Source organism: bacterium, from assembly GCA_020444065.1.
In the GTDB taxonomy this organism is placed as follows: domain Bacteria; phylum Sumerlaeota; class Sumerlaeia; order SLMS01; family JAHLLQ01; genus JAHLLQ01.
Genome location: JAHLLQ010000006.1, coordinates 314,424 through 337,350, shown reverse-complemented (window position 1 = coordinate 337,350; position 22,927 = coordinate 314,424). Strand labels below are relative to the sequence as shown.

At 60.1% G+C, this 22,927-nt stretch carries 14 protein-coding genes; 5 read left to right on the top strand and 9 right to left on the bottom strand.

All coding sequences use genetic code 11. The annotated features are described in order from the left end of the window. The first annotated feature begins 3 nt into the window (after nucleotides 1-3). Nucleotides 4-651: an HAD-IA family hydrolase gene (locus KQI84_15550; GenBank protein ID MCB2156290.1), complete on the top strand. Its 648-nt coding sequence runs from the start codon at nucleotides 4-6 to the stop codon at nucleotides 649-651. On the opposite strand, the gene KQI84_15545 is transcribed toward KQI84_15550, so the two are convergent. Beyond that, entirely contained in the window at nucleotides 635-1,138 is a 504-nt protein-coding gene (locus tag KQI84_15545) for a CIA30 family protein (protein ID MCB2156289.1), read from the bottom strand. The two genes, KQI84_15550 and KQI84_15545, sit on opposite strands and share 17 nt — an antisense overlap. A 21-nt stretch (nucleotides 1,139-1,159) precedes the next feature. Beyond that, entirely contained in the window at nucleotides 1,160-2,095 is a 936-nt protein-coding gene (gene miaA, locus KQI84_15540; GenBank protein ID MCB2156288.1) for a tRNA (adenosine(37)-N6)-dimethylallyltransferase MiaA, read from the bottom strand. 141 nt (nucleotides 2,096-2,236) lie between these two features. Here miaA and KQI84_15535 point away from each other — a divergent pair, with 141 nt between their 5' ends. After that, complete coding sequence (locus KQI84_15535) at nucleotides 2,237-3,730, top strand: DUF512 domain-containing protein (GenBank protein MCB2156287.1); 1,494 nt, start codon at nucleotides 2,237-2,239, stop codon at nucleotides 3,728-3,730. A gap of 9 nt (nucleotides 3,731-3,739) precedes the next feature. On the opposite strand, the gene KQI84_15530 is transcribed toward KQI84_15535, so the two are convergent. The 5 genes from KQI84_15530 to pta form a co-directional block, all read right to left on the bottom strand. Continuing rightward, a complete protein-coding gene (locus KQI84_15530) occupies nucleotides 3,740-5,134 on the bottom strand; it encodes a sigma-54 dependent transcriptional regulator (GenBank protein ID MCB2156286.1) in 1,395 nt (464 codons plus the stop codon). Nucleotides 5,135-5,229: 95 nt separating this feature from the next. Then, nucleotides 5,230-7,929: a hypothetical protein gene (locus KQI84_15525; GenBank protein ID MCB2156285.1), complete on the bottom strand. Its 2,700-nt coding sequence runs from the start codon at nucleotides 7,927-7,929 to the stop codon at nucleotides 5,230-5,232. Between the two features lie 33 nt (nucleotides 7,930-7,962). Continuing rightward, on the bottom strand, nucleotides 7,963-8,874 hold the full coding sequence (locus tag KQI84_15520) for a histone deacetylase (protein ID MCB2156284.1): 912 nt from the start codon (nucleotides 8,872-8,874) through the stop codon (nucleotides 7,963-7,965). Between the two features lie 253 nt (nucleotides 8,875-9,127). After that, nucleotides 9,128-11,773, bottom strand: a complete 2,646-nt coding sequence (locus KQI84_15515) for an alpha amylase C-terminal domain-containing protein (protein MCB2156283.1) — start codon at nucleotides 11,771-11,773, stop codon at nucleotides 9,128-9,130. A gap of 372 nt (nucleotides 11,774-12,145) precedes the next feature. Beyond that, nucleotides 12,146-13,171, bottom strand: coding sequence for a phosphate acetyltransferase (gene pta, locus KQI84_15510; protein ID MCB2156282.1), 1,026 nt, complete (start codon nucleotides 13,169-13,171; stop codon nucleotides 12,146-12,148). Nucleotides 13,172-13,358: 187 nt separating this feature from the next. Between pta and KQI84_15505 the strand changes: the two genes are divergently transcribed. The 3 genes from KQI84_15505 (at nucleotide 13,359) to KQI84_15495 (ending at nucleotide 19,268) form a co-directional block, all read left to right on the top strand. Further along, nucleotides 13,359-14,078, top strand: a complete 720-nt coding sequence (locus KQI84_15505) for an ATP-binding protein (GenBank protein MCB2156281.1) — start codon at nucleotides 13,359-13,361, stop codon at nucleotides 14,076-14,078. 207 nt (nucleotides 14,079-14,285) lie between these two features. Continuing rightward, nucleotides 14,286-15,722, top strand: a complete 1,437-nt coding sequence (locus KQI84_15500; GenBank protein MCB2156280.1) for an ammonium transporter — start codon at nucleotides 14,286-14,288, stop codon at nucleotides 15,720-15,722. 165 nt (nucleotides 15,723-15,887) lie between these two features. After that, nucleotides 15,888-19,268 carry an FG-GAP repeat protein gene (locus KQI84_15495; GenBank protein MCB2156279.1) on the top strand — a complete coding sequence of 1,127 codons (3,381 nt, stop codon included), beginning with the start codon at nucleotides 15,888-15,890 and terminating at the stop codon, nucleotides 19,266-19,268. A 27-nt stretch (nucleotides 19,269-19,295) separates the two neighbouring features. Here KQI84_15495 and KQI84_15490 read toward each other — a convergent pair whose 3' ends face one another. Together KQI84_15490 and KQI84_15485 are read right to left on the bottom strand one after the other, a co-directional pair. Continuing rightward, nucleotides 19,296-19,580, bottom strand: coding sequence for a DUF503 domain-containing protein (locus KQI84_15490; GenBank protein ID MCB2156278.1), 285 nt, complete (start codon nucleotides 19,578-19,580; stop codon nucleotides 19,296-19,298). Then, nucleotides 19,577-22,732, bottom strand: coding sequence for a hypothetical protein (locus KQI84_15485; protein MCB2156277.1), 3,156 nt, complete (start codon nucleotides 22,730-22,732; stop codon nucleotides 19,577-19,579). Before KQI84_15485 ends, KQI84_15490 begins: the two co-directional genes overlap by 4 nt. Nucleotides 22,733-22,927 lie beyond the last annotated feature (195 nt).

Here is a 22,927-nt window from a genome sequence, read left to right as displayed (position 1 = left end):
AGCATGAGTTTGCGAATGATCCTGTGCGATCTCGGCAACACGCTGATTCGCTTCGACCATCAGCGCGCTGCCGGGGCGGCACTCAAGTTCCTGCTGACGCACCCGGGCCGACTGCACAACGGGATTCCGAATCCGCAGGTCCTCTTCCAGTTTGTCTTCACGCCGCGGCCCGAAGGACTGAGCCGCAATATCCTGCTCGAAATCGGCGAGAAAGACACCGATTGGTTGACGGAAGAACTGCATCGCGAAATGGGCATCGAGTTCAAAGTCGAGGAGTTCGAGCGAATCTGGAACAGCATTTTCACCACCGCCATTCCAGAGATGTTCGAAGCCATGCGCAATGTTCGCAAGCAGGGCGTAACCGTCGCGATCTGCTCAAACACGACGCGCTCGCATTGGGAATTCCTGCTCCGCGAGTATCCGGACCTGCGAGACTTCGAGGAAGAGCGTTTCTTGTCGTACGAACTCGGCGTGACAAAGACTCAGCCCGGCTTCTTCGAGAAGATTGTCGAGCAGAGCGGCCTCGCGCCAAGCGAATTGCTCTTCGTGGATGACTTGGAAGAGAACCTGGCGCCGGCCCAGACATTGGGCATTCAGACGATTCTCTTTGACGGCAAGGTACCAGAATTCTCCATCAACGAAACGCCTTGATTGAGTCGATCTCCAACGCGAACTCGCCGGGTTGCTTGCTGATGATCAAGCCGATGCCTTCGATGGAGGCGGGATCCAGCGGCGGTGCTTCGGCAACGGGTTGGCCGTGTTTCTTTGCCTCGAAATCTGCGAAGTCCGCCCGCACGTCCATCCACTCGCCAATCTTTGTTTCCACCTGAACCTGGTAGTACGTGTCCACAAACTCTCCGCCCATGCGAATATTGATGCCGTAGAGTTTGCCATCGCCTCTCAGGCGCATTTGCAAACCCGTGTAATCTGCAAGAGTGCTCGCCTCGATCGGACGACGCACCGACGCAAACCCGCCATTGTTCTCCAGCGACACTTCGCCGCGAAAGACTCCGGTGCCATTCTCCGAGCGGATGAACTCGCTGTTCGAACACCCGCCCATCACGCCATCGTTGACGGGCTTCCAGTTGTCTGCCTCGGAATCTTCTTGAAACTGCGTCAGAATCTGATCATTCGCCATCGGTTGCGGTCCTTTCCCGGATCAACTCCTATCCGACTGTTGCAGAATCCGCGCCACATCGCTGGCCGAACGTTCCTCGATATCGATCCATTCCGCTTCCGGCACACCACGGAACCATGTCAGTTGTCGCTTCGCGAAACGTCGTGTCTGCTTTTTGATCTCCGCGATCGCTTCCTCCAGCGACCACTCGCCGCGCAGGTGCCGGAAGAGCTCGCGATAGCCGAGCGCCTTGCACGCCTGGCTGTCGTCCGGCAAGTCGCGCTGCATCAGTCGCGCCGCCTCGTCCACCCAGCCCTCTGCAATCATGACATCCACACGCCGCTCGATGCGTTCCATCATCGCCGGGCGCGGGCGACGCAGCACGACGTATCGCACATTGCGCGACTGGCGTTGCTCCTGATCGCGCCGATGATGCTCCGACATTGGGACGCCGGTGATCTCGTAGACTTCCAGCGCGCGCATCACACGCACCGCATCGTTCGGATTAATCTCGGCTTCGCGTTCGGGATCGACGGCGTGCAGGCGCGCACGCAAGGCCTCGTATCCCTCGTCTTCCAACTCACGCTTCAGGCGTTCGCGGATTTCCATGTTACGCGGCGCACCCTGGAAAATCCCATGGACCAGATGGCGCAAGAAGAGCCCTGTCCCGCCGGCCACGATGACCGATCGTCCGGCGGCGGATTCGTGTTCGAGGATGATGTTCGCTTCCTCGACGAACCGCGCGACGTGATACTCCTCGCCAGGTTCGACGTGCCCGACCAGGAAGTGCGGCACCTCCGCCTGCTCTGCGGCCGTCGGCTGCGCCGTTCCGATCGCCATTCCGCGATAGACCTGCATGGAATCGGCCGACAGGATTCCTGCGCCCGTCGCCCGCGCCAATTCCAACGCCACGGCGCTCTTGCCCACACCCGTTGGCCCGGCGATGATCAGGAGCGGTTTGGAGGACGGATCGGACATGACGGGATAGGCCAAATACGCATTGGGATCGATCGACTCAGTTTCTCTTACCGCCGGCAGTTCCGATTTCCCCTTGCAAGCCAGTCGGCACGCGTCTTTCTACATGCCTCTTGGCCGGGCGCACTTGCCCCATGGGAACCGATGAAGAAAACGCATCCCTCCATCGACTACGAACTGCTGGCGCCAATCACGCCGGAGATTCGCCGCCGCGTCAAGCGGGCCGACCCGTCGGATACGATCTCTCCGTCGATCAGCGTCGCCGACGCCGCCCCGGGCGTGCGTATCAGCGCTGTCGCGCCGGCCTCCTTGGCGCACCTGGCCGGCATCACGGTGGGGGAGAAACTCGTCTCCATCAACGGCGAGCCGATTCGCGATACGATCGACTTCTACTTCCACGGATCGGACTTTGAGCTCGACCTGGAGATCGAGGATGCCAGCGGAGAGAGCCGCATCGTCGAGGTCGACAAAGAGTATCCCGAAGAACACCTCGGGATCGAAGTCGAACAGTTCACAACACAGAATTGCGGGTGCAATTGCGTCTTCTGTTTCGTCCACCAGTTGCCCGATAACCTGCGGAAATCGCTCTACATCAAGGACGAAGATTACCGCCTCTCCTTTCTGCAGGGCTCGTACATCACCGGCATCACGCTGAAGGATTCCGATCTGCAGCGCATTGCCGAGCAAGGCCTCTCACCGCTTTACATCAGCGTCCACGCAGTCGACGAAACGCTGCGGCGTTGGTTGCTCGGCATTCGCAAAGCGCGTCCGATTCTGGACGTACTGCGGTTCTTCCGCGAGCACCGGATCCAGGTCCACACGCAGATCGTCCTCTGCCCGGGACACAACGACGGCGAGCAATTGCAGCGCACACTGGATGCGCTGCTAGAACTGCATCCGACAGTGCAGTCCGTTGCGATCGTCCCGATCGGCATGACAAAGTGGCGCCAGGGCCTGCCCGACATGGACCCCGTCACGCCCGAGTATGCGCGTCGCTTCATTCGCGAACTGACGCCGCGCCTGCGCGACATTGCAGAGAAGTTTGGCGAGCCGATCGTGCTTCTTGCCGACGAGTGGCACCTGATCGCCGGCCGCCGGGCGCCGAGCTACACGCGCTGGCCCGACTTGCCGCAGCTCGAAAACGGCGTCGGCATGATCTATCATTTCTACAAGGATCTGCCCGCCGCAAAACGCCTTCTCGCGCGCCATCCCATCGCGCGCCCGTGGCGAGTCGGTGCCGTGACCAGTACGCTCAGCCCGCCGGCGCTTGAGCGCATTACCACCGCTTGCGCCGCGCACAATATCGAGATCGTTCCGCTGCCGACGGTAAACACTCTCTTTGGCGAGACGATCCACGTGACCGGATTACTGGCTGGCGTCGACCTCTCCCGTACCATCCGAGAGAATCCTGGCTTTGATCAGTACCTGCTGCCTGGTAACTGCATGCGCCGCGGCGACAATGTGTTCTTGGACGACATGACGTTGGAACAACTGCAAGAACTCACGGCCGCACCCATCAGCCCCGTCATGGGTGGCGCCCGCGATTTCGTCGAGACGATCCTCGAACACGCCTCAGACTATCAGCGAGCGGCTATCCCGGACCACGTCTTCCAGGCGAAACACTGGGCGAATACGTGAATACTCGCCTTACTTATTCCTGCGCCACTTGGGATGCGTGAAGCCGAATTTCTTCACGCGATTATTCATGCGATCGACGGAGATGCCGAGCATTCGCGCGGCTTCAGTTTGATTCCAATCGCAACGTCGAAGGGCTTCGAGGACCAGGTTCTTTTCCAACTCGTCGAGATGCACGCCTTCATCGGGAAGCTCGACGATGCCACCCAGGGCCGGTCCGGCGCCGATGCCGCAGCCGTGGATGTCCTCCGGAGTAATTGTCGTGCCGCCGCGGGCGCGAATCAGAAGGCGTTCGCATACATTGCGTAGCTCGCGAATGTTGCCGGGCCATTGATATTGATTCAGCAACGTGAACGCCTCTGTGTTCACCTCCGGCACGGGGCGCGAATAACGCATCGCCGCGCGATTCAGGAAGAAGCGAGTCAGGGTCTCGATGTCGTCGCGGCGCTGGCGCAGAGGCGGAATGTTGATCGGAAACACATTCAGACGATAGTACAGATCGTCTCGGAAATTACCGGATTCGACCTCTTTCTTCAGGTCGCGATTCGTCGCAACCACCAACCGCACGTCTACGCTGATCGCGCGAGTTCCGCCGACGCGCGTGAACGTCATTGTCTCCAGGCCGCGCAGCAATTTCGCCTGCACCTCGCGCCCGAGTTCGCCGACTTCGTCAAGGAACAACGTCCCGCCATCGGCCAGTTCGAGCTTCCCCTTCTTGGCGGCCTTTGCATCGGTAAAGGCCCCTTTTTCGTGCCCGAAGAGCTCACTCTGCAGCATCGTGTCGTCGGGCAACAGCGCGCAGTTCACATCGACGAAATCGCCTGCGCGACCGGACGTGCGATGAATGGCGCGTGCAACGAGTTCCTTGCCAACGCCGGTTTCGCCCAGCAGCATAACCGTCGCGTTTGTTTCTGCGACCTGCTTGATCTCTTCTTTGATCTGCTGCATGCCCGGCGATGTCCCGACCAACTCGCCGAACTCATCGACGCGTTCGACGGTTTCGCGTAGCCGACGATTTTCCTTCGCGATCTGGTGCAGTTCAATCGCGCGCCGCAGTCGAATTGCAATCTCCGCTCGGCCCGCTTCTTTCGTCAGGTAATCGCTCGCCCCGCGCCGCATCGCATCGACGGCCGTATCGACGCTGTTCACCGACGTCAGCATCACGACCGGAATGTCCGGGTCCACCCCGGTGTCCTGGCCTTCGCGAACGCGAGTCAGGAGTTCCAGGCCACTCATGCCGGGCATTTTGATGTCGCACAGGACCGCATCGTATCGATTGGCGACCAGCATCCGCAGGCCCGCCTCGGGGCCTTCCGCGGCTTCCGCCTCGAACCCATCGAGCCCCAGATTGCGGGATAGCCGATTCGCGAATGCGGGATCGTCTTCGATAATCAGGAGCTTGGACATGGGCGCCTTCCGGGGCGGTGGAGTAGCAAAGCCAGCTTGTTTGCTATCCGACCCTGGCGCAAGCGAGAGTGTTTGGTTCCGAGAAGGGCGCGCGGCTAATCGTTCAGTTTCGGCACCAGGTCGCTCGTCTTCATGTTGATCTGCACGATCGGCGCCTCGATCGAAGCGTTCTTCGCGCGACCCTCTCCGGGCTGTACCGGCAGCGGCCGCCAGTGGACGTTCCGGCCCTCGACTGAATCGTTGAGGCACCGGAATCGCAGGACATCGCGCAATTCGTCACGAGATGTCCCAGGCGGAATGTCCGCCTGCACCCAGACCTCGCGTTTCGGCCAGATATCGAAAGCGTTCTCGTGTTTGATCTCGCCGTTCTTGAGGCCAACGACCTGCAACTCGACACCGCGGACGACGTTCGTCGAGTGAATCAGGAACACGGCTCGCCGGTTCGCGAGGATGCAGTCGAGGTAGCACGTCAGCTCCGGCTCGTGGTACGGCGCCTTGCGCGGCTCCACGGGCGAGAAGAGCTTCGAGGCGATGATCGCCTTGCCGCGAATCAATTCGCCGACAACAACCGAGGCGGCTGGATTCTGAATGCCAAGCGACCGCAACGTGTAATGGCCAATCTCGAGCTTCGCATTGGGCTCCAGGACAATCGTCTGGTCGCGCCAGTCGAGCAGACGGCCCTCGAGATCGTAGGCCTTTAGACGGCAAAGTAATTCCTGCTTCGCTTCCCATGGTGCACCGTCGTGTAGTGCCACCGCCCGCAGGCCTTCTTCCGACGGCAACAGCATCAACGCCGTCGGCATGAACGCCTGCCGGACAGCCCAGTAGGCCAGCTTCGGACGCCGACGGTAATCGACCAGCGACCACGAAATCGCGGGCCAGCAATCGTTCATGTGCCAGACGATTGCGCCCATCGTATGGGGCTTGTTGGCGCGCCAGGCATCGATGGCCAGCGACAGCGCATCCGCCTGGACCCACTGGCTCAGGTAGATCATCTCCTCGAACGACTCGGGCGGGCGGCACGAACCAATTACGTAGCGGAACAGCCGGATATTCCCGTCCTTTTGCTTCTGATGCGCTTCCAGTTCGGGATGATTGAGCGTCTTGTCCTCTTCCGTAGTGAACTCGGAAACGCAAGCCTCGCTCGGCAGCGACTGAAAGCCGAACTCCGTCACAAAACGGGGACGCACCTGGCGATATCGATCCGGAGACTCCCAGCCCGTCCAGACATCCCACTCATGGTAATCGCCCTCTTCCGGGCTGTTGGGATCTTCGCCACCATGCGGCGTGGAAATCCAATAAGGACGGGAGGGATCATACTGGCTAAGCAAGTGGGGGAGGAGCTTTGTCAGGATGCGCGTTCCCTGCTGACGGCGCCACGCGGAATCGCTTCCGCCCATCATCTTCTCGATCTCGTCGCTTCCGCACCAAAGGACGAGCGACGGATGATTGCGCAAGCGACGGATCTGGTGCGTCGCCTCGCGTTGCAAGATGCGCCAGAAGTCCTTGTGGTCGGGATACTCGCCATGTGCGAACATGAAGTCCTGCCACACCATAATGCCGTGCTCATCGCACAAGCGATAGAAGTCGTCGGACTCGTAATTGCCGCCTGCCCATACGCGCAGCAGATTGATGTTGGCGACGGCAGCCATCTCTACCCATTCTTCCATATCGAAACTGGTTTGCCGTGGCGGGAAGACATCCGGGGGAATCCAGTTCGCCCCTCGCACGAAGATCGGCAGTCCGTTAATCTTCAGCCCGAAGGATTCGCCGGCCTGGTCGACATCGTTCGCCAGTTCGACCGTGCGTAGGCCAAAGGTCGTCTCGAGTTCATCGATCTGAACGCCATCGACGAACGCACGAACCGTGGCGCGATAGAGCGGGCGGCGGCCGGCGCCGAAGCCTGCGGGCCACCAAAGGACGGGACGTTCGATCGTAATCGGCTCAGAGCAGCGAAACGTGCCTTCCCGCATCGGGAACGTTCTCTCCGACTCCCAGACGACCCGCATGGCGTAGTTCTCGCCCGAGCCGGTTGGATCGAGGTGATCGACGCGCCAGCGTAACTCCACTTCGCGCTCGCCGAGGCCTTCCAGGTCCGTCTCGATGGAGAAGTGTGCGATTTCGTTACTCAGGCGGTTGATCTGCACCGATGCAAAGCGCAGTCGCGCCTGGTTGACGTGCTCGATCGTGACCGGTCCCATAATCCCGCAGCCGGAGAGACGAGGAGCAACATCCCAGCCCGTTAGCATCTGCATCCGTCGCGCATAGACGCGCGTGTGGTCGAAGTCGACCCGCAGGCGTCCGTGAGTCTTTTCCTGATGGCGGCAGTGCTGGACGGCGGATTCGAAGTGAACGACGAGGTAGTTATCGCCTGTGCGCAGCTTCTTGGTAATGTCGAATGAGACGGGCAGGAATTGATCCTGGGATTCGCCCAGCAACTCCCCGTTCAGATAGACAGATGCGAACGTTTCAAGGCTCTCGAAATTGAGTTCCACGCGGCGCCCGGCAGAGCGCGTGGCCTCCAGCCATTGCGGATCGGGAACGAAGGATGTGCGATACACCCAATCTTCGTTCTCTACCCATTGGCAGTCTTTCTCATTCAGTCCGACGAAGGGGTCCTGAATCTGATTCGCGCGCATCAAATCCAGATGTACACAACCAGGAACGCGCGCCGGTATCCAATTCTCCTCGGCCAGTGAAGGAGGATGCTCGCGCGACGCAAAACTCGTCTTCTCGGCAGGAAGGACTTCCCGAAACTCCCAATGGCTCTCCAGAGATTGCACGAACTCGCTCATCCCGTCCAGATCCTTTCAACCTCATTTCAGCCGTCATGCTCTGCCGGCCAATAACTCCATGGCAATCTGGATTGTCTGCACATGCAGGTCTACTGTGTCCTGCACGTTGTAGGCATACCCCCCGGCAGTGAAGGTGACAAAGGGGATCCCCACCTTTGATGCGGCGCTGAGAACAATCCGATCGCGCCGGGCCAGCCCCTCCTTGGTCAGTTCCAGGGCGCCCAACTGATCGTCGAAGTACGGATCGACCCCGGCGACGTACATCAGGAATTCCGGCTTGAACTCTGCCATGATGTGATCCATGGCGCGCTGCAGCGGTTCGCAGTAGCCGTCGTCATCCGTTCCGTTCGGTAGGCCGATATCGATGTCGCTGGTCTGCTTGGGGATCGGATAGAGCAGTTCCTGGTGAACGGAACACGTGAACACATCCGGCTCTTCGCGGAAGATGTGTGCAGTGCCGTTCCCCTGGTGCAGGTCCGTGTCGATGATCGCTACCCGGCTGCAAACGCCTGCCTTGCGCGCCGACATGGCGGCGACGGCGACGTCGTTTATGTAGCAGAATCCCTCTGCGTGGTCAGCGAACGCGTGATGGAAACCGCCGCCGATGTGGCACGCTCCGCCGCGCTCTGCGGCCAGCCGTGCACACTCCACGGAACCGCCGGCAGTCAGGATGAATCCTTCGATGATCTCGCGCGAGATTGGCACCTCGCTCCGAAGCGTCCGAAGCGTGTGACGGAATGTCGTCATCTCGTCCAGAAAAGGTCGCGTGACGGCGAGCAGGAGCTCGTCTTCGGTGGCCGGGCGGCTGGTGACGATCTCGTCTTCGCGGACCAGCCCCCGAGCCACGAGGGCATCACGAACCAGACGGAACTTCTCCGTCGGGAACACGTGCTCGCCGATGTCCATCTCGTAATCGGGATGGTACACGATGGCTGGGCGCGACATAAACTGGCAGCTCCTGAGACGATATTAGCTGCGTTTCACGGCCCTCCAGCGCCACAGGGCGCCGGCAGCCCGACCTCCACGGTCATACTGAATGCCCGACCTTGGACGAAAAGGCCGGGCGTAGGCAACAGCGAATCGCAAAAATCGGCGCCGGCCCTGCCGGTTCTTCTCAGCCAAGTTCCCTAAAACCAGCGGAGCCGGCCCTTGCGAGCCGGCTCCGTCGGTATTGCCCCCATGAAGTCTTTCGCAGGGATTACTGCGAGAGGATCACAACCGAGTACGGCGGGATGCCGACGTTGGCATGGTAGCCGAGGCCATCCGCACTGCCGGACCAGGCCGTCGTGCTCGGATAGAGGAAGTCGCCGAAGTCGGCCGAGTAACCGCTCCAATCGCTGTTGAAGCGAACCTGCCACTCGCCACCGGCGGGCATTCCGATCGTGTAGTTGCTGTAGCTGTTTTCGCTGAAGTTCGCGACCACGACCACATCGTCGCCAGGACCGCCGTTGTAGTAACGGTGGAAGGCCACAACCTTGCCGCTGTTATTGACGTGGTAGACGTTCGTTCCGTTACCCGTCAGACCCTTCGTCGTGTTGTACCAGTTGCGACGCAGGCGGATCAGGTCGCGGTACATGTCATGGATGCCGCCGTAGGTGGTTTCCTTGGTCCAGTCGATCGGATCCTGGTCGTGCCAGTAGCCGTCCTCCAGGATTTCCTGGCCCATGAAGATCATCGGGATGCCCGGGGAGGTCATGACCAGCGCGGCGCCGAGAGTGGAGCGCTTCTTGGAGTACCAGCTACCTGCGTTGCCCGGCCAGATTTCTTCCGGAACGCGGCTGCGGCCGTTGTTCACTTCGTCGTGGCTTTCCGTGTAGATCACGCGCTTGAAGGCGTCTCCATCGTAGTAGTGCCAGATCGCATCCTTCACAGCCCACATGTCGCGATCATAGTCGCTGCCCGTGATGATGTTGTGGCGGATCGGGTGAACGAAGCCGGCATCCCACTGGGAGTCGAAGCCGGCGCCGCCGGCGCCCGTGCTCTTGACGAGGTACTCGTTGTTCTGAAGGTCCTCGGCGATCGAGATCTTCCAGCCCTGGTTGGCGTTGATGTCATCATTGATCCATTGCATCAGACTCCAGCCGTCGCCGATGTCGCCGCCGCCGCCATTGTTCTGGGTGCGGATATTGACCGTCGAATCCCAACGCAGACCATCGGCGTTGAAGTCCTGCAGCCAGTACATCGCGTTGTTGCGCAGCCAGGAGCGAACTTCGCCGCGGCCGTAGTCGGGACGCGTGTCGCCCCACGGCGTTGATGCGCGCCAATCCTGGTAGAAGTAGATGCCGCCCATGCCCCAGGAATTCCAGCCGTCGAACTGCCAGATCGCCAGATCGCTCGGGCCCATGTGGTTGTAGACCACGTCGATCACAACGCCCATGCCGCGATCGTGGGCTTCATCGATGAAGTACTTCATGTCCTGTGGCGTGCCGTAGGCGCTTTCCGGCGAGAAGAGGTGCGCCGGGTTGTAGCCCCACGAGAAGTCGCCGGCGAATTCCGCGATCGGCATCACTTCCAGCATGTTCACGCCAAGGTCCGCCAGGTAGTCGAGGCGATCGACGCAGTCCAGCCAGGTGCCGGGGGCGCCTCCCACTTCGTCATTCAGCGTACCGACGTGCATTTCATAAATCACCATCTCGTTGAAAGCCGGCGTGCCGTAGCCGCTGGCCTGCCAATTGTAGGATCCGTCCTGGACGATCGATTCGCCGATGGAGTTCGTCATCTTCTCGGCGTACGGATCGGCTTTCCACAGAACGTCTTCGCCGTTCGTGATCACGTACTTGTAGTGATCGCCGTCCACGGCGCCTTCCACATCGACGCTCCAGTTGCCGTTGCCTTCGGAGTAGAGCGCATTCGCAGTACTGCTCCAGCCGTTGAAGTCGCCGGCCACACTGACCGAACTGGCGTTCGGCGCCCAGACGCGGAACATCGTGCCGGTCTCATAGACGTTGGCGCCCATGCCGCTGCGCGCGCTCGGTCCCGGCCCAGGAGTCGGGCTCGGCGAAGGCGTGGGGCTGGGGGACGGAGAGGGCGAAGGAGTAGGAGTCGGCGTCGGCGAAGGCGACGGAGACGGACTCGGGGACGGAGACGGGCTCGGCGAGGGCGAGGGGGACGGAGAAGGCGAAGGCGATGGCGTGGGGGAGGGACTCGGAGTCGGAGTCACGCCCGGGTCCACGCTGAAGTGCCAGTCTGCGCCGCTGTTGTTATCCCAGATCGAAGCGCCGTCATTGAAGACCATATCAAGCTGTGTCGCCGCGGCTGGAACCGCGATCGTGATCTCCCAGAACCCATCGTTGTTCAAGCTCATCACCGGGTTCGGCGTGACAACGTTCTGCCAGGTGTTGATGCCCTGGTGGATGTAGACCGCCGAAGCATTCGCCAACGGTCCGCTGGCGGGGTCGAATGTCACCGTGACGTTGCTGCCGCTGACCGGAGGGGATGGATCGAGCGCTACCTGACCCGGAATTGGGGTCGGCGTCGGCGCCGGGGTCACTGCGAAGTGCCAGTCCTGGTTGTTGTTGTTATCCCAGGTGCTGCCGTTGTTGTAGACAACGTCTATGACCGTCGCGTTCGAAGGGACGGAGATCTGGAATTCCCAGAACCCGCTCGACCCAATCGACATGGCATCGTCGCTGACGTTACTCCAGCCGTTGACGCCCCAGTGGACATTGATATTGCCCGATCCCTGGAGCGGTCCACCCGCCGGATCGTACAGAATCGTTGCAGTGCCGCCTGCTGTCGGGCTGCCCGGATCGATCCAGCCGCCGGCTTGGACAGATCCCGCAACCAACAAAACCATCGCCCAGCAAAGCGCGATCATTCGGGGGAAAGAGAATCGGTGATGCATCGGAACGAACTCCTTATCGAGAATCGAGATATTCCCATGAGTATTATGCTGCGAGTGCATGGTGCGTATCGGGGACTCGATTCGAGGTGATTTCCCGCTGTTTCAGCCCGTTTGAAGCGGTTCAACAGGTGGTGCGTTTGTTGAAGGTTCTTCTCTTGGGCGGTGCGTTACAGAAGGGAGTTGCAATGCAGAGAGAATCGGCGGAGCGGTCCAACGAGTCAACGGATTTTCGGGGCTGTTTTCCGGATTTTGACTGCAGCCCAAATAAAAGCCTTTAGTGCCTCCGGACCCCTTTGGGCACAAAAAGGCCCCGATTCCAGCAGGCAGGAATCGGGGCTCGCATCCAGATTTTCGGGCTTTGTGCAGAAGGGCTTACATCGTCTGCGCCTCGACGCCGGTGATGGCCGTGACGGCGGCCACGTCGTTGGCCGTCGCGCCGCGGGAAAGGTCGTTAATCGGCTTCGCAAACCCCTGCAGAAGCGGTCCAAGGGCGATGGCCCCGGCCAGTCGCTGGGTCAGCTTGTAGGCGATGTTTCCGGCGCCCAAGTCGGGGAAGACCAGGATGTTGGCCTTGCCGGCCACAGGCGAATCGGGGGCCTTCCGCGTTCCCACGGATGCAACGATCGCCGCATCCACTTGCAACTCACCGTCCACGCACAGATCCGGCTCGCGTTCCTTGATTAGGCGTGTGGCCTCGACCACCTTGTCGATGTCTTCGTGCTGAGCGCTGCCCTTTGTGGAGAACGAAAGCATCGCCACGTTCGGCTCGAGCGCCGGGATCAGCGCTTTGCCCAGCCGCGCGGATGAAATGGCAATGTCGGCCAACTGCGCGGAGTCGGGCTTGGGAACCACGCCGCAATCGGCATAGATCAGCGTGCCCTGGTGCCCGAAGGCGGACCCTTCCGGCAGCATCATCAGGAAGATGGAAGAGACCGTGGAGATCCCCGGAGCCGTTCCGATCATCTTCAAGCCGGCGCGAATCACGGAAGCCGTGGGGGAGATGGCGCCGGCGGTCATGCCGTCCGCCTCGCCACGCGCCACGAGCCCCGCACCGTACATCAACGGATCGCTGAGAATCAGCTCGCGCACTTCGGCGTCCTTCCGGCCCTCCTTGGCGCGGCGGGTCTGATAGAGCTCGACCAGGCCCGTGATGCGATCGTCGGTTTGGGGATGGATGATGATGGCGCGCTGCAGGTTGATGTTCAAGTCGCGGGCGCGCTCGTCCAATTGCTTCGGATCGCCGAGCAGAACGGGAATTGCCCAACCGCGTTCCATCACGCGAGCCGCGGCGCGCAGGGTGCGATCGTCTTCGGCGGCCTCGGGCATTACGACTCGTTTGGGGTTGGCTTTTGCGCGGACGTACAGGTCTTCCAGAATCGGGGGAGTGTCTTTGAACATATTCTTAGATGGTGTGAGAGTTGATGGAGTGCGCCGCATGCCTGTTCGTGCGAACTCGGCGCTTGCTCCCCATCAAGAGGCATGCGGCCGAACGGAACAAGCGGAGTTTGTTGCCGAGTTGGCCTTGAGATCGGCCCGGCCCTATGGTCGCCTGCCCCTCGTTCGAATGCTCCCGGAGGCCGCCCCAATGCCGAAGAAAGCCAATCCCAGTGCTGCCACACAAAATGCCGAATGTCCGAAGTGTGGAGGCTACGGCATTATCATCGGCGATGACGGCAGCACGGAGCGGTGCGATTGCGGCATCCTCGGGACCCAGACGTTCCGACTTCGTTACGAGCAGGCCCAGATCCCCCAGCGGTTCGCGCGCAAGACGCTCAAGGCCTTTCAGGTGCCGCGCGGTGACAAGCATCGCCGCGAGATTCTGAATGCGGCCAGCAGCTATGCCCAGGCATTCACCAGGGGCGAAGACCGCGGCCTTTTGCTGCGGGGGAGCACCGGCGCCGGCAAGACGCACGTTGCCGTCGGAATCCTGATCGAAGTGATGCGTCGCGGATTCTCCGGCCTCTACTGGAATGTCAGCGATCTGCTGCGCAGCATCCGCGGCTCTTTCAGCCAAAGCGCCGAGTTCAGCGAGAGTGAACTTCTCGAACAGGTTGAAGGCGTCGATCTCCTCGTGCTGGACGACCTGGGCGCCGAGCACATCGATCCGAAGGTACTCGACCGTCTCTACCTCATCATTAATCGCCGCTACGAAATCGGTCGCGCGACCATCATTACAACCAACCTGGACGAGTTCGAGTTGAAGGAGCGTTTCGGTGCCCGGATATACTCGCGACTGCAGGAAATGTGCGAGACAGCGTTCCCGGAATTCCCCGGCGAGGACTATCGCTTTAAGATGATGCAGTGAGAGTGGCTCTTCGCGGACACGGCTGGTCCGAATTGCTCACGTTGGGGAATCCGGCGACAGGCTGATTATCCCCTCTCTCCTAAAGCTCAATCTGAATAGCTGAGTTATCGAAACTTAGCAACCTTGTGTCATGATTTGACCATGGGCACGTCCCCTGCCCTAGGGATGAGCGATTCACCACTCATTCCTTCAAGCAGAGGTTCTTCCATGCGTAAACCTGGACCTGCTCGACCACTGATTCTCGCCGCCCTTGTCCTCCTCGCGGGGTCCCTGGCCCAGGCGCAGGACGTTGGCGCCACCTCAACAATCTCTCCCGAAATCACCAGCCAGTTCGAAGATGTTAATCTCTCGCTGGCCTTTGTGTGGATGCTTCTCGCCGCCACACTCGTGTTCTTCATGCAGGCCGGCTTCGCACTTGTCGAAGCTGGATTCACCCGCGCGAAGAATGCCTGCAACATCCTGATGAAGAACATCATGGACTTCTCCATGGGTTCGATCGCGTACTTCGCCGTCGGCTTCGGCCTGATGTTCGGTGCATCCACTGCGGGCGGATGGGTCGGCTCATCGCTGTTCGCTCTCAAGTTCCCGGAAGGTGTCGACGCCGACTGGGGAGTTGCCTTCTGGTTCTTCCAGGTCGTCTTTGCCGGCACCGCTTGTACGATCGTCTCAGGTGCAATGGCAGAGCGCACGAAGTTCGTTGGCTACTTGTGCTACTCCTTCCTGATTTCGCTGTTCATCTACCCGATCTTTGGCAAGTGGGCCTGGGGCAGTCTGCTCCTGGGCGACGCCGGCGCGGGTTGGCTCGAAGGCCTTGGCTTCACCGACTTCGCCGGCTCGACCGTCGTGCATAGCGTCGGTGGCTGGGCTGCCCTGGCCGGCGCCATTGTGCTTGGCCCGCGCATCGGCAAGTTCATCAAGGGCAAGCCGCAGGCGATCCTTGGTCACTCAATGCCGCTCGCAGCAGCCGGTACGTTCATCCTTTGGTTCGGCTGGTATGGCTTCAACGCAGGCTCCACCACCAGCGGCGCCGACCGCACGATCGGCTGGATCTGCGCCACTACGACTCTGGCCGCCGGCGCGGGCGCAATCGCCGCCATGATCACCGGCTGGATCAAGTTCAAGAAGCCCGACACGGGCATGACGCTGAACGGCGCACTCGCCGGCCTCGTCGGCATCACCGCCGGCTGCGCGAACGTCTCACCGTTGGCAGCCATCGCCATCGGCGCCGTTGCCGGTGTCATCGTTGTCGTTTCCGTCCTGACAATCGAAAAGGTCTTCAAGATCGACGATCCCGTCGGCGCGATCAGCGTCCACGGCGTCTGTGGCGCTTGGGGCACCCTGGCCGTTGGCGTCTTCGATCCGGGCGTCAGCCTGGGCGTGCAGGCTATTGGCGTTGGCGCGGCGTTCCTCTGGACGTTCCCGCTGGCGTTCACGATCTTCTTCGCCCTCCGCAAGCTTGGTCTGCTGCGAGTCTCTGAAGAAGAAGAACTCATCGGTCTCGACATCGTCGAGCATGGCAACGAAGCCTATCCGGCTCCCGCTTGGGGCACTGGCGCCCCGGCTTTCGTGCCGACCACGAGCACCGCTCCGGCACCTTCCCCCGCGGCACAGCCCGCAACTGGATCGCTGGCGCTCGAAAGCTGAATTCTCTCCCGCTCGTCGTGAAAGCGAACCGCCCGAAGGCCTCGTCCTCGGGCGGTTCGCTTTTTTAGTCACGCCAGACGTGTCTACACTTGAATTCCCGACCCGTGTAAAATACCATTGCCATGATTCTTCTTGGCCGGGGAATCACTGAGGGAGACACTGGCAATGAGAATCACGTATCACTTGGTGCGGCCTTTGGCCGCTGCTCTTGCGCTTTTCCTAGTTCTGGCCACCCCAAACCACTCCAACGCCCAGGAAACAGCAGAGTTTAATTTCTACGCTAACCGCGAAGGCTGGGAGCCGTTCGGGTATCCCGGGTTTTCCTCGCCGGTATTCGACAACACGTTCACCGGTCGGGGCACGCTGGACATGACGGCGACGGACAACACGAATCAGGTCGGCATTTGGCAGTCGCCCGGTTTCGAAGTTGTCGCACCGGGATCTGTCGCAACACGAACGGATACCCAACAACTGATTGGGGAGTTGGGAAGCACCGTCTTCGCCGCGACGTTCCGCGTGATGACCGATGAGGAGGAGCCGACGCGCGTGCCGCAGATTCGATTGCGGACGACCTCCGGCACTGGCGGCAAATCCGAAGTGCTCTCAATCGAATCGCACTACGACGGCAAGTACTCGCCGACGCCGAACGCTCGCGATTACACGCTGGTCTTCCAGCCCTCGGCAAACGACTCAGTCTTCCAGTGCTACTTCGATCTCCTCAATTTTTATCCGCAGGACTCGGCCACCGCGAAGGTAATGCTGGATCGCGTGGAAGTGAAGCCCCTCGCCGAAACGCTGATGGACGGAGCGCGCAGCGAACGCGTTTACGACTTTATTGACGGTCAAGATGGCTGGGAATCGTTTACGATGCCCGGCGCATTTGCAGAACCGACGTTCGCATACGATTCGGCGAATGGACGGTTGGGCATTGGTATTTCGGAAGCGGAGGATTTCCAGTTCGGTTTCTGGGGTTCATCGCTCGATCCGGAGAACAATCCGACAATCGAACCCAACCGCCTGTACTGGGCCGTGTTCACCGTGGGGACGGACATCGAAGATCCGCCGCTGGTTCCGGAATTTCGCCTACGCCTGAACGAATCGCTATTCCGAGCCAGTCAATACACGAACATTGCCGCGACAGGTACGGCCGCAATTGTCCCGACGTTTTGGGACTCGAAGCAGTACACAGTATTCTTCCCACCCAACATTGGCGTGGGTGAAAACCTGCTCTGCTCGTTCGACCTGCTCGCGAATCCATCGCGTCAATGGCTGGATGTTGGACGTTCGATCTATGTGGAACGAGTGGAGGTGTTCTCGCGTCTGGCGCAACCACCGGAAACCAAGATTGAGAATCCGGGTTTCGGAGCGGCCGTTCGAGAATTGGGGGCCTCGGTATCGCTCGATGGCGACACCTTCATTGCCGGGGCACCCCTTAGTGCATCGGCAAAAGTATATCGGAGAGACGACCAAGGAGTCTGGGAACTCGAAGCAGACCTGGAGATGCCTCGCGCTTCCACCCGAGGTGGTTTTGGCTCTTCCGTTTCGATTTCGGGAGATACCGCGGTGATAGCGAATCCTGGACAGGCCAGTGTCTTCGTGCGCAAGGAAGGGAAGTGGACAGAGCAAGGACGTTTGGAAGCACCCGAATTAAGACCAGATGATTTGTTCGCTACTTCGGTTGCCATATCTGGAGATACAATCGCGGTCGGAATTCCCTACGATGATGACTATGGCATGAACTCGGGCTCGGTCCGCGTGTTCACTCGCTCGGGAGAGGAGTGGACGGAAGCGGCGAGACTGAGTGCTTCAGATGGATTCTGGTATGAGCGGTTCGGTCACTCGATTTCGATTTCGGGCGATACGATGATCGTCGGAGCACCCGGGGATCTGGTTTGGGGGAGCGGCTCCAATTCCGCATACGTTTTCGTCCGATCCGACGGCGAGTGGACGGAACAGGCCAAGCTCACCGCTTCCGACGAGGAGGCAGATGACAACTTCGGATGGTCTGTCTCAGTCTCAGGCGACACCGCAGTCGTCGGTGCCAACCTTGATAGCGACAATTGCGAGGATTGCGGGTCCGCCTACGTATTTGTGCGCACCGGCACGGATTGGAAAGAGTACGCCAAGCTGTCAGCCTCTGATGCCGAGCCGAACGACTTATTCGGCACGTCGGTGTCAATCTCGAATCAAACGATCGTTGTGGGAGCACATGGAGAGCGAGATGGAGACGTTAGACCCGGATCCGCCTACGTCTTCAGCAAGACGGAGGGAGATTGGATGGAGCAGGCAAAGCTCAGGTCCTCCTCTGACGGCACCGAGGGGTTTGTCACAGCGGTTTCTATATCGGGCGATGCCATTGTGGCAGGCGCCAGTGGAATAGATGATCCCCGCGCCGACGACAGCGCAGTCTATGTCTTTGGACGTTCCGGCGACGAATGGTCGCAGCAGGTCAAGTTCCTTGGCGCGACGTTAGCCGCCGGTGGCTTATTTGGTTATTCTGTATCCATCTCCGGCGATACGGCCATCGTCGGAGCCCCCTACTTCACCGCCGGGGAGTACCTGTTCGCAGGTTCCGCTCACATCTACGGGCGAGGCCCGAACGGTATCTGGACGCAGCAGGCTTTGCTGGAGGGTCTCGATGAACGAGGAGGTTTTGGCTACTCCGTTTCACTTTCGGGCGACACAGCTCTGATAGGATCGGAGAGCCTCGATGCCGCGTATGTCTTCTCGCGATCAGGCGATGTCTGGACCGAACAGGCGAAGCTTGTTCCCTCCGACATCGATCAGGAGAGCGAATTTGGGCTTTCAGTTTCGATTTCTGGAAACACAGCCATCGTTGGGGCGCCCATACCAAGTCATGACGAGGATCAATCCGGTGCTGCGTACATCTTCGTACTCTCGGATGGCACTTGGAAGGAGGAAGCAAAGCTGATGGTCGAGGGAGCGACCCCTGAGAGTCGCTTCGGAGCCTCCACTTCAATCTCCGAAGACATTGCTATCGTTGGGACCGGTGGACCATTTGTCGGCGCGTACATCTTTGCGCGCGACAATGGTGTTTGGGCGCAGGAGGCCAAATCCATCATATACGAAGAGGAGTTTTTGGAACTCGCTCCCGGCGTTTCTGTTTCCGGCAATACGGCGGTGGTCGGAAAAGGCCCATTCTCCTGCGATGGACTTGGACTTGCCTCAGTCATGGTGCGATCAGCCGGAATCTGGACCGAGGAGGCCGTGCTGGGCATTCAATACGGGTGTACGGACAGCACCGCGATTTCGATCTCCGGTGAAATTATTGCAGTTGGGGATGGATGGGGGGGCTCCGCTTCGATCTTCAAACGCTCGGGCGGGATCTGGCGGGAACAGGCAATTCTCCTCCCCTCCGGTGGCGGACGCTCGTACGACTCCGCCCAAGCCCTTTCCGTATCTGGCAACAGAGCGATAATTGGGGCGCCCTACGCATACGGTCCCGAGGGATATGAGAGTGTGGCGTACATCTTCGATATCATCCCCGCGACCGGCATCGATGAGTGGGAGACATTTGATCCCTGAAGAACTGTCTTGCCAATTCAGGACAACTCACAGCCATTCTTCGTCGATTCCGGTGATCACCAGATCGAGGCGCGATTCGATTTCGGTGACGAGGCGACGGCTGAGTTCTTCGAGGTGATCGCGTTGGGCGGAAACGGCGCTGACAGCGAGCGTCGCGCGTTGCCACTTGTCCTGGTAGTCGACTTCGGCAACCGACACGTTGTATGTCGTGCGCAGTCGATGCGTCAGGCTCTTGATGACCGATCGCTTGTCCTTCAACGATTGGGCGGCGGGGATGTGGACTTCGTAGTGAATCAGTAGAACGTTTGTCATGTCGTTTCTGACGGGAAGACCGCCAGCACGGAGTCGAGTTCGACGACCAGATCCTCGAGCACAAACAGCACGGAGTCGATTTGCGCTTCGAGCGGATGGTCGACGCCGAAGTGACGCGTGAGCACCTCGCACAACACGTCTTCGAATGCATCGATGTGGTCGAGCCGCAGGTCTTCCGCGGCCTTCGCGGCCAGTTCCTCTGCCTTCGCATAGCACGAGGTGCAGCAATCGGCCCAGTCTTTCGGAAGGTACTCGTAGATTTGCTGGCCTTCGTCGAGGGAGAGATCGTCTTTGCCGAACGGGCGGAAGAGCTCTGCGTTGTCTTCCGTCGGCTCGACAAGATTGCCTTCCATGTCCATCGAGAATCGCAACATGCGTGTACCGAAACTGCCGGCGGCTGCGCAAAGCAGCGAAGGTTGAACGTCTTCGGGCAGCGCACGGACACTTTCGAGGAACTCCGGCGGCAAGTGCATGCGGAACCAGAAGTGGAAGATCGACTGATCGATTCCGCCGCGCAGAATAAATGCTGCGCGATCGCCGCTGTCTTCCAGAGCACCCCGCGCCAGAGCCCGCACGAATGGGTGACCGGCAGAGAAGAACTCGCGCCGCTCATGACGAACGGCATCGTGCCGCTGGAAGTGTCCCTGCATTTCGGAAAGAACACCCGGCATCGCATGCAACGGGTGATGCGCACCGACGGTGATCGTCGTGCAATCGCCGCTCTCGTCGACCATCGATCCGAGCAGGCGGGCGTACTTCACCGAGGCACGGCGAAGACCCGTGAGCTCGGTAGTGTCGTCGAGCAACGGAACCAACTTGCGAACATCTTCCACGCCACGATCGCGACGCGTAATCAGTTCGGAGGCTTCGCGTTCACGGCGTTCATCGACTTGCTCGGCCACTTCATCGACTAGGTCGGCTATCCCGTCGGTTCCTTCGTCAATCATTGCAGTGATCATGCGCCGCGTGATGTTGTCGATCAGGTCTTCGATCGGCGCGAGCGAATCGTTGAAGACGCTGACGCCATCGCGCTGGAACTCGTAGATCGCCTGGTCGAGCTCATCGATCGCGTACAGGATCTGCGAATCCACATCGAGCGTCTCGTCGCGGCCGACGCGATCGAGGCGACCGATTCGTTGTTCCAGGATCCACGCCGCCAGCGGAAGGTCGAAATGGAACAGCGCATCGGCGAACTGGAAGTTGCGTCCCTCGCCACCCAGATCGTCGGAGACCAACACGCACGGTCCGTCGTGCTCCTGGAAGGCGAACGCGCTCTTCTCGCGATCGCGCCATTCAAGTTCCGCACTCAGATAGAAGACTTCAACATCATCGCCGAGTGCCTTTTTGAGCAGCAGGTAGAGGGGCCGCACATTGCACTCGAAGCTCGTAAAGATCAAAACTCGCGATGGCTCGCCGCCGCCAACAAATCCTTGCACCTGTTGCACGAGTTCCATGTAGCGCGGCATGCGCGCCAACGCCCTGCCCTTCATGTCGACAGAGCGTGATGCGCGTTGCCAGCGCTGATTGGCCTTGTCGAGCGTCGCAACTGCGTCCTCTTCGCCTTCCAACGGCTCCGTGTCCTGCAACTTCGCCAGGTTTCGACGAATCGGGTCGGCGCTGACACCCGACTGCGGCTCGAGTTCTCCGCGTCGGGCCTGAATCCACTGATCGACGGCAAGGGGCGAACTGTGGCTGGCCTGCACAAGAACCGCGGCGATGTCTTGCCACTCAGACGTTCCGGACTTCTTTGCGTCGCGAACGAGATCGAGGAAGTGCCGCACTGCCTTGCGCACCGCTTTCTCTTCCATCGTCGCCTTGTACTCGAGCGGCTCCTCAACGCGTTCCGCCATCTCGTTGTCGATCGCGAGGAACTTGCGCTGGTAGCGCAGAATGCGCGAGCCGGGGTAGAATCGATCGGTCAGCGCGGATGCCAATTCGTAGCGCTCGTGCTGGTGCTCTTCATTTTCTTCCAGCAGCGTTCCGAACATGCGATCCAGATCTTCATCCGGAATCCCGAGCGACTTCCAACTCTCGACCAACTCGTTGCCCTCGGATGCCGGATCGCGTAACTGACGCAGCAGAGACTCGATCGAGCCCTGCTTTTCGAACAACGCCATCAGGCTCTTCGGATCGAACTTCTCGAAGTGTTGGGGATCGACGAGGCGAAGGAGTTTGACGAGATTCTGCCCGTCGTCGGAAGTTGGCGTCGCCGTCAACAGCAGCACTGCGTGGGCGTGGCGACTCATCTCGAGAAGCGCCTTGTATTGCTTCTCGTCGCGCAGAACTTGATGAGCTTCGTCGACGACCAGCAATTCCGGCTTCCGTCGTTTGCCGTAACGCGAGGCTTCGGCGTGCGACAGGATCATACCCGGATCGTCGAACTCGTCTTCCCAGCCGTCGTCGAACTGATCGTCTTCGCTCAGGCGATAGATCGTCTTGCCGAATTTGCCGTACATCTCAAAGGCCCACTGAACCGTCAGCGATTCGGGGACGAAGATCGCCGTGTACCAGTTGGGGAAGTATTTCTGCAGCGTGTGGATAATCAGACCGGCTTCGACCGTCTTGCCGAGACCTACTTCGTCGGCCAGCAGGAACCGCGGGCGACCGAAGAGGAGCGCGTAGCGCGCTGCGCTGATCTGGTGGGGGATGGGCAGCATTCGCGCACCGGTGTAGCCGCCGATGCCGAGGCTGCGGGCCGTTGCCCGGAAGTACGAGGCCAGCATCTCGACGCGCGCATCCGCCATCGCGGCCGGGGCCGCATCCAGATTCCGCATCAGGTCCAGCGGATCGACGGCGCGCGAACCCACATGGACCATCAGCTCGTGCTCGCGCACCACGACCTTCTGGCCATCGTGCATCACTTCGTATTCGTAAAGGTCGTTCGAGCGTGGATTCCGAATCCCGACCACCTCGACGAGGTCTTCGTCGCGGAAGACCTGGTCGGTCGTCTTGATGCGGTAGCGGCGCAAATCGTTCAGGGGCGCCTGACGATGAGTCGTTCCGAGTGAAACGGGGGAAAGCTCGGCGATGCGTCCCTTGATATCGGAGATACGCCAGAGCTCAGGCGAGAGGGCCTCGCGGGCGCTGACGAGTACGCCGATTCGAAATAGCTTCTGAACATCCGCCGATTCTGGTGCCGATTTCTTTCCCAAAGCCGTTATATGTCCTTAGATGATTTTCGAGGGCAAAGCGACCGTCGAGCTTCCACGACTGGTCTGTGAAACCAGGGATAACGAGGGAATCTTGCAGATGGACGGGATTCCTCACCAACTGCCCCCCCGCGACTCTGACCACACACCATTGCGCTCGGAAGACCAGGAAACAAGATTCCTGCCAGCGGATTGACG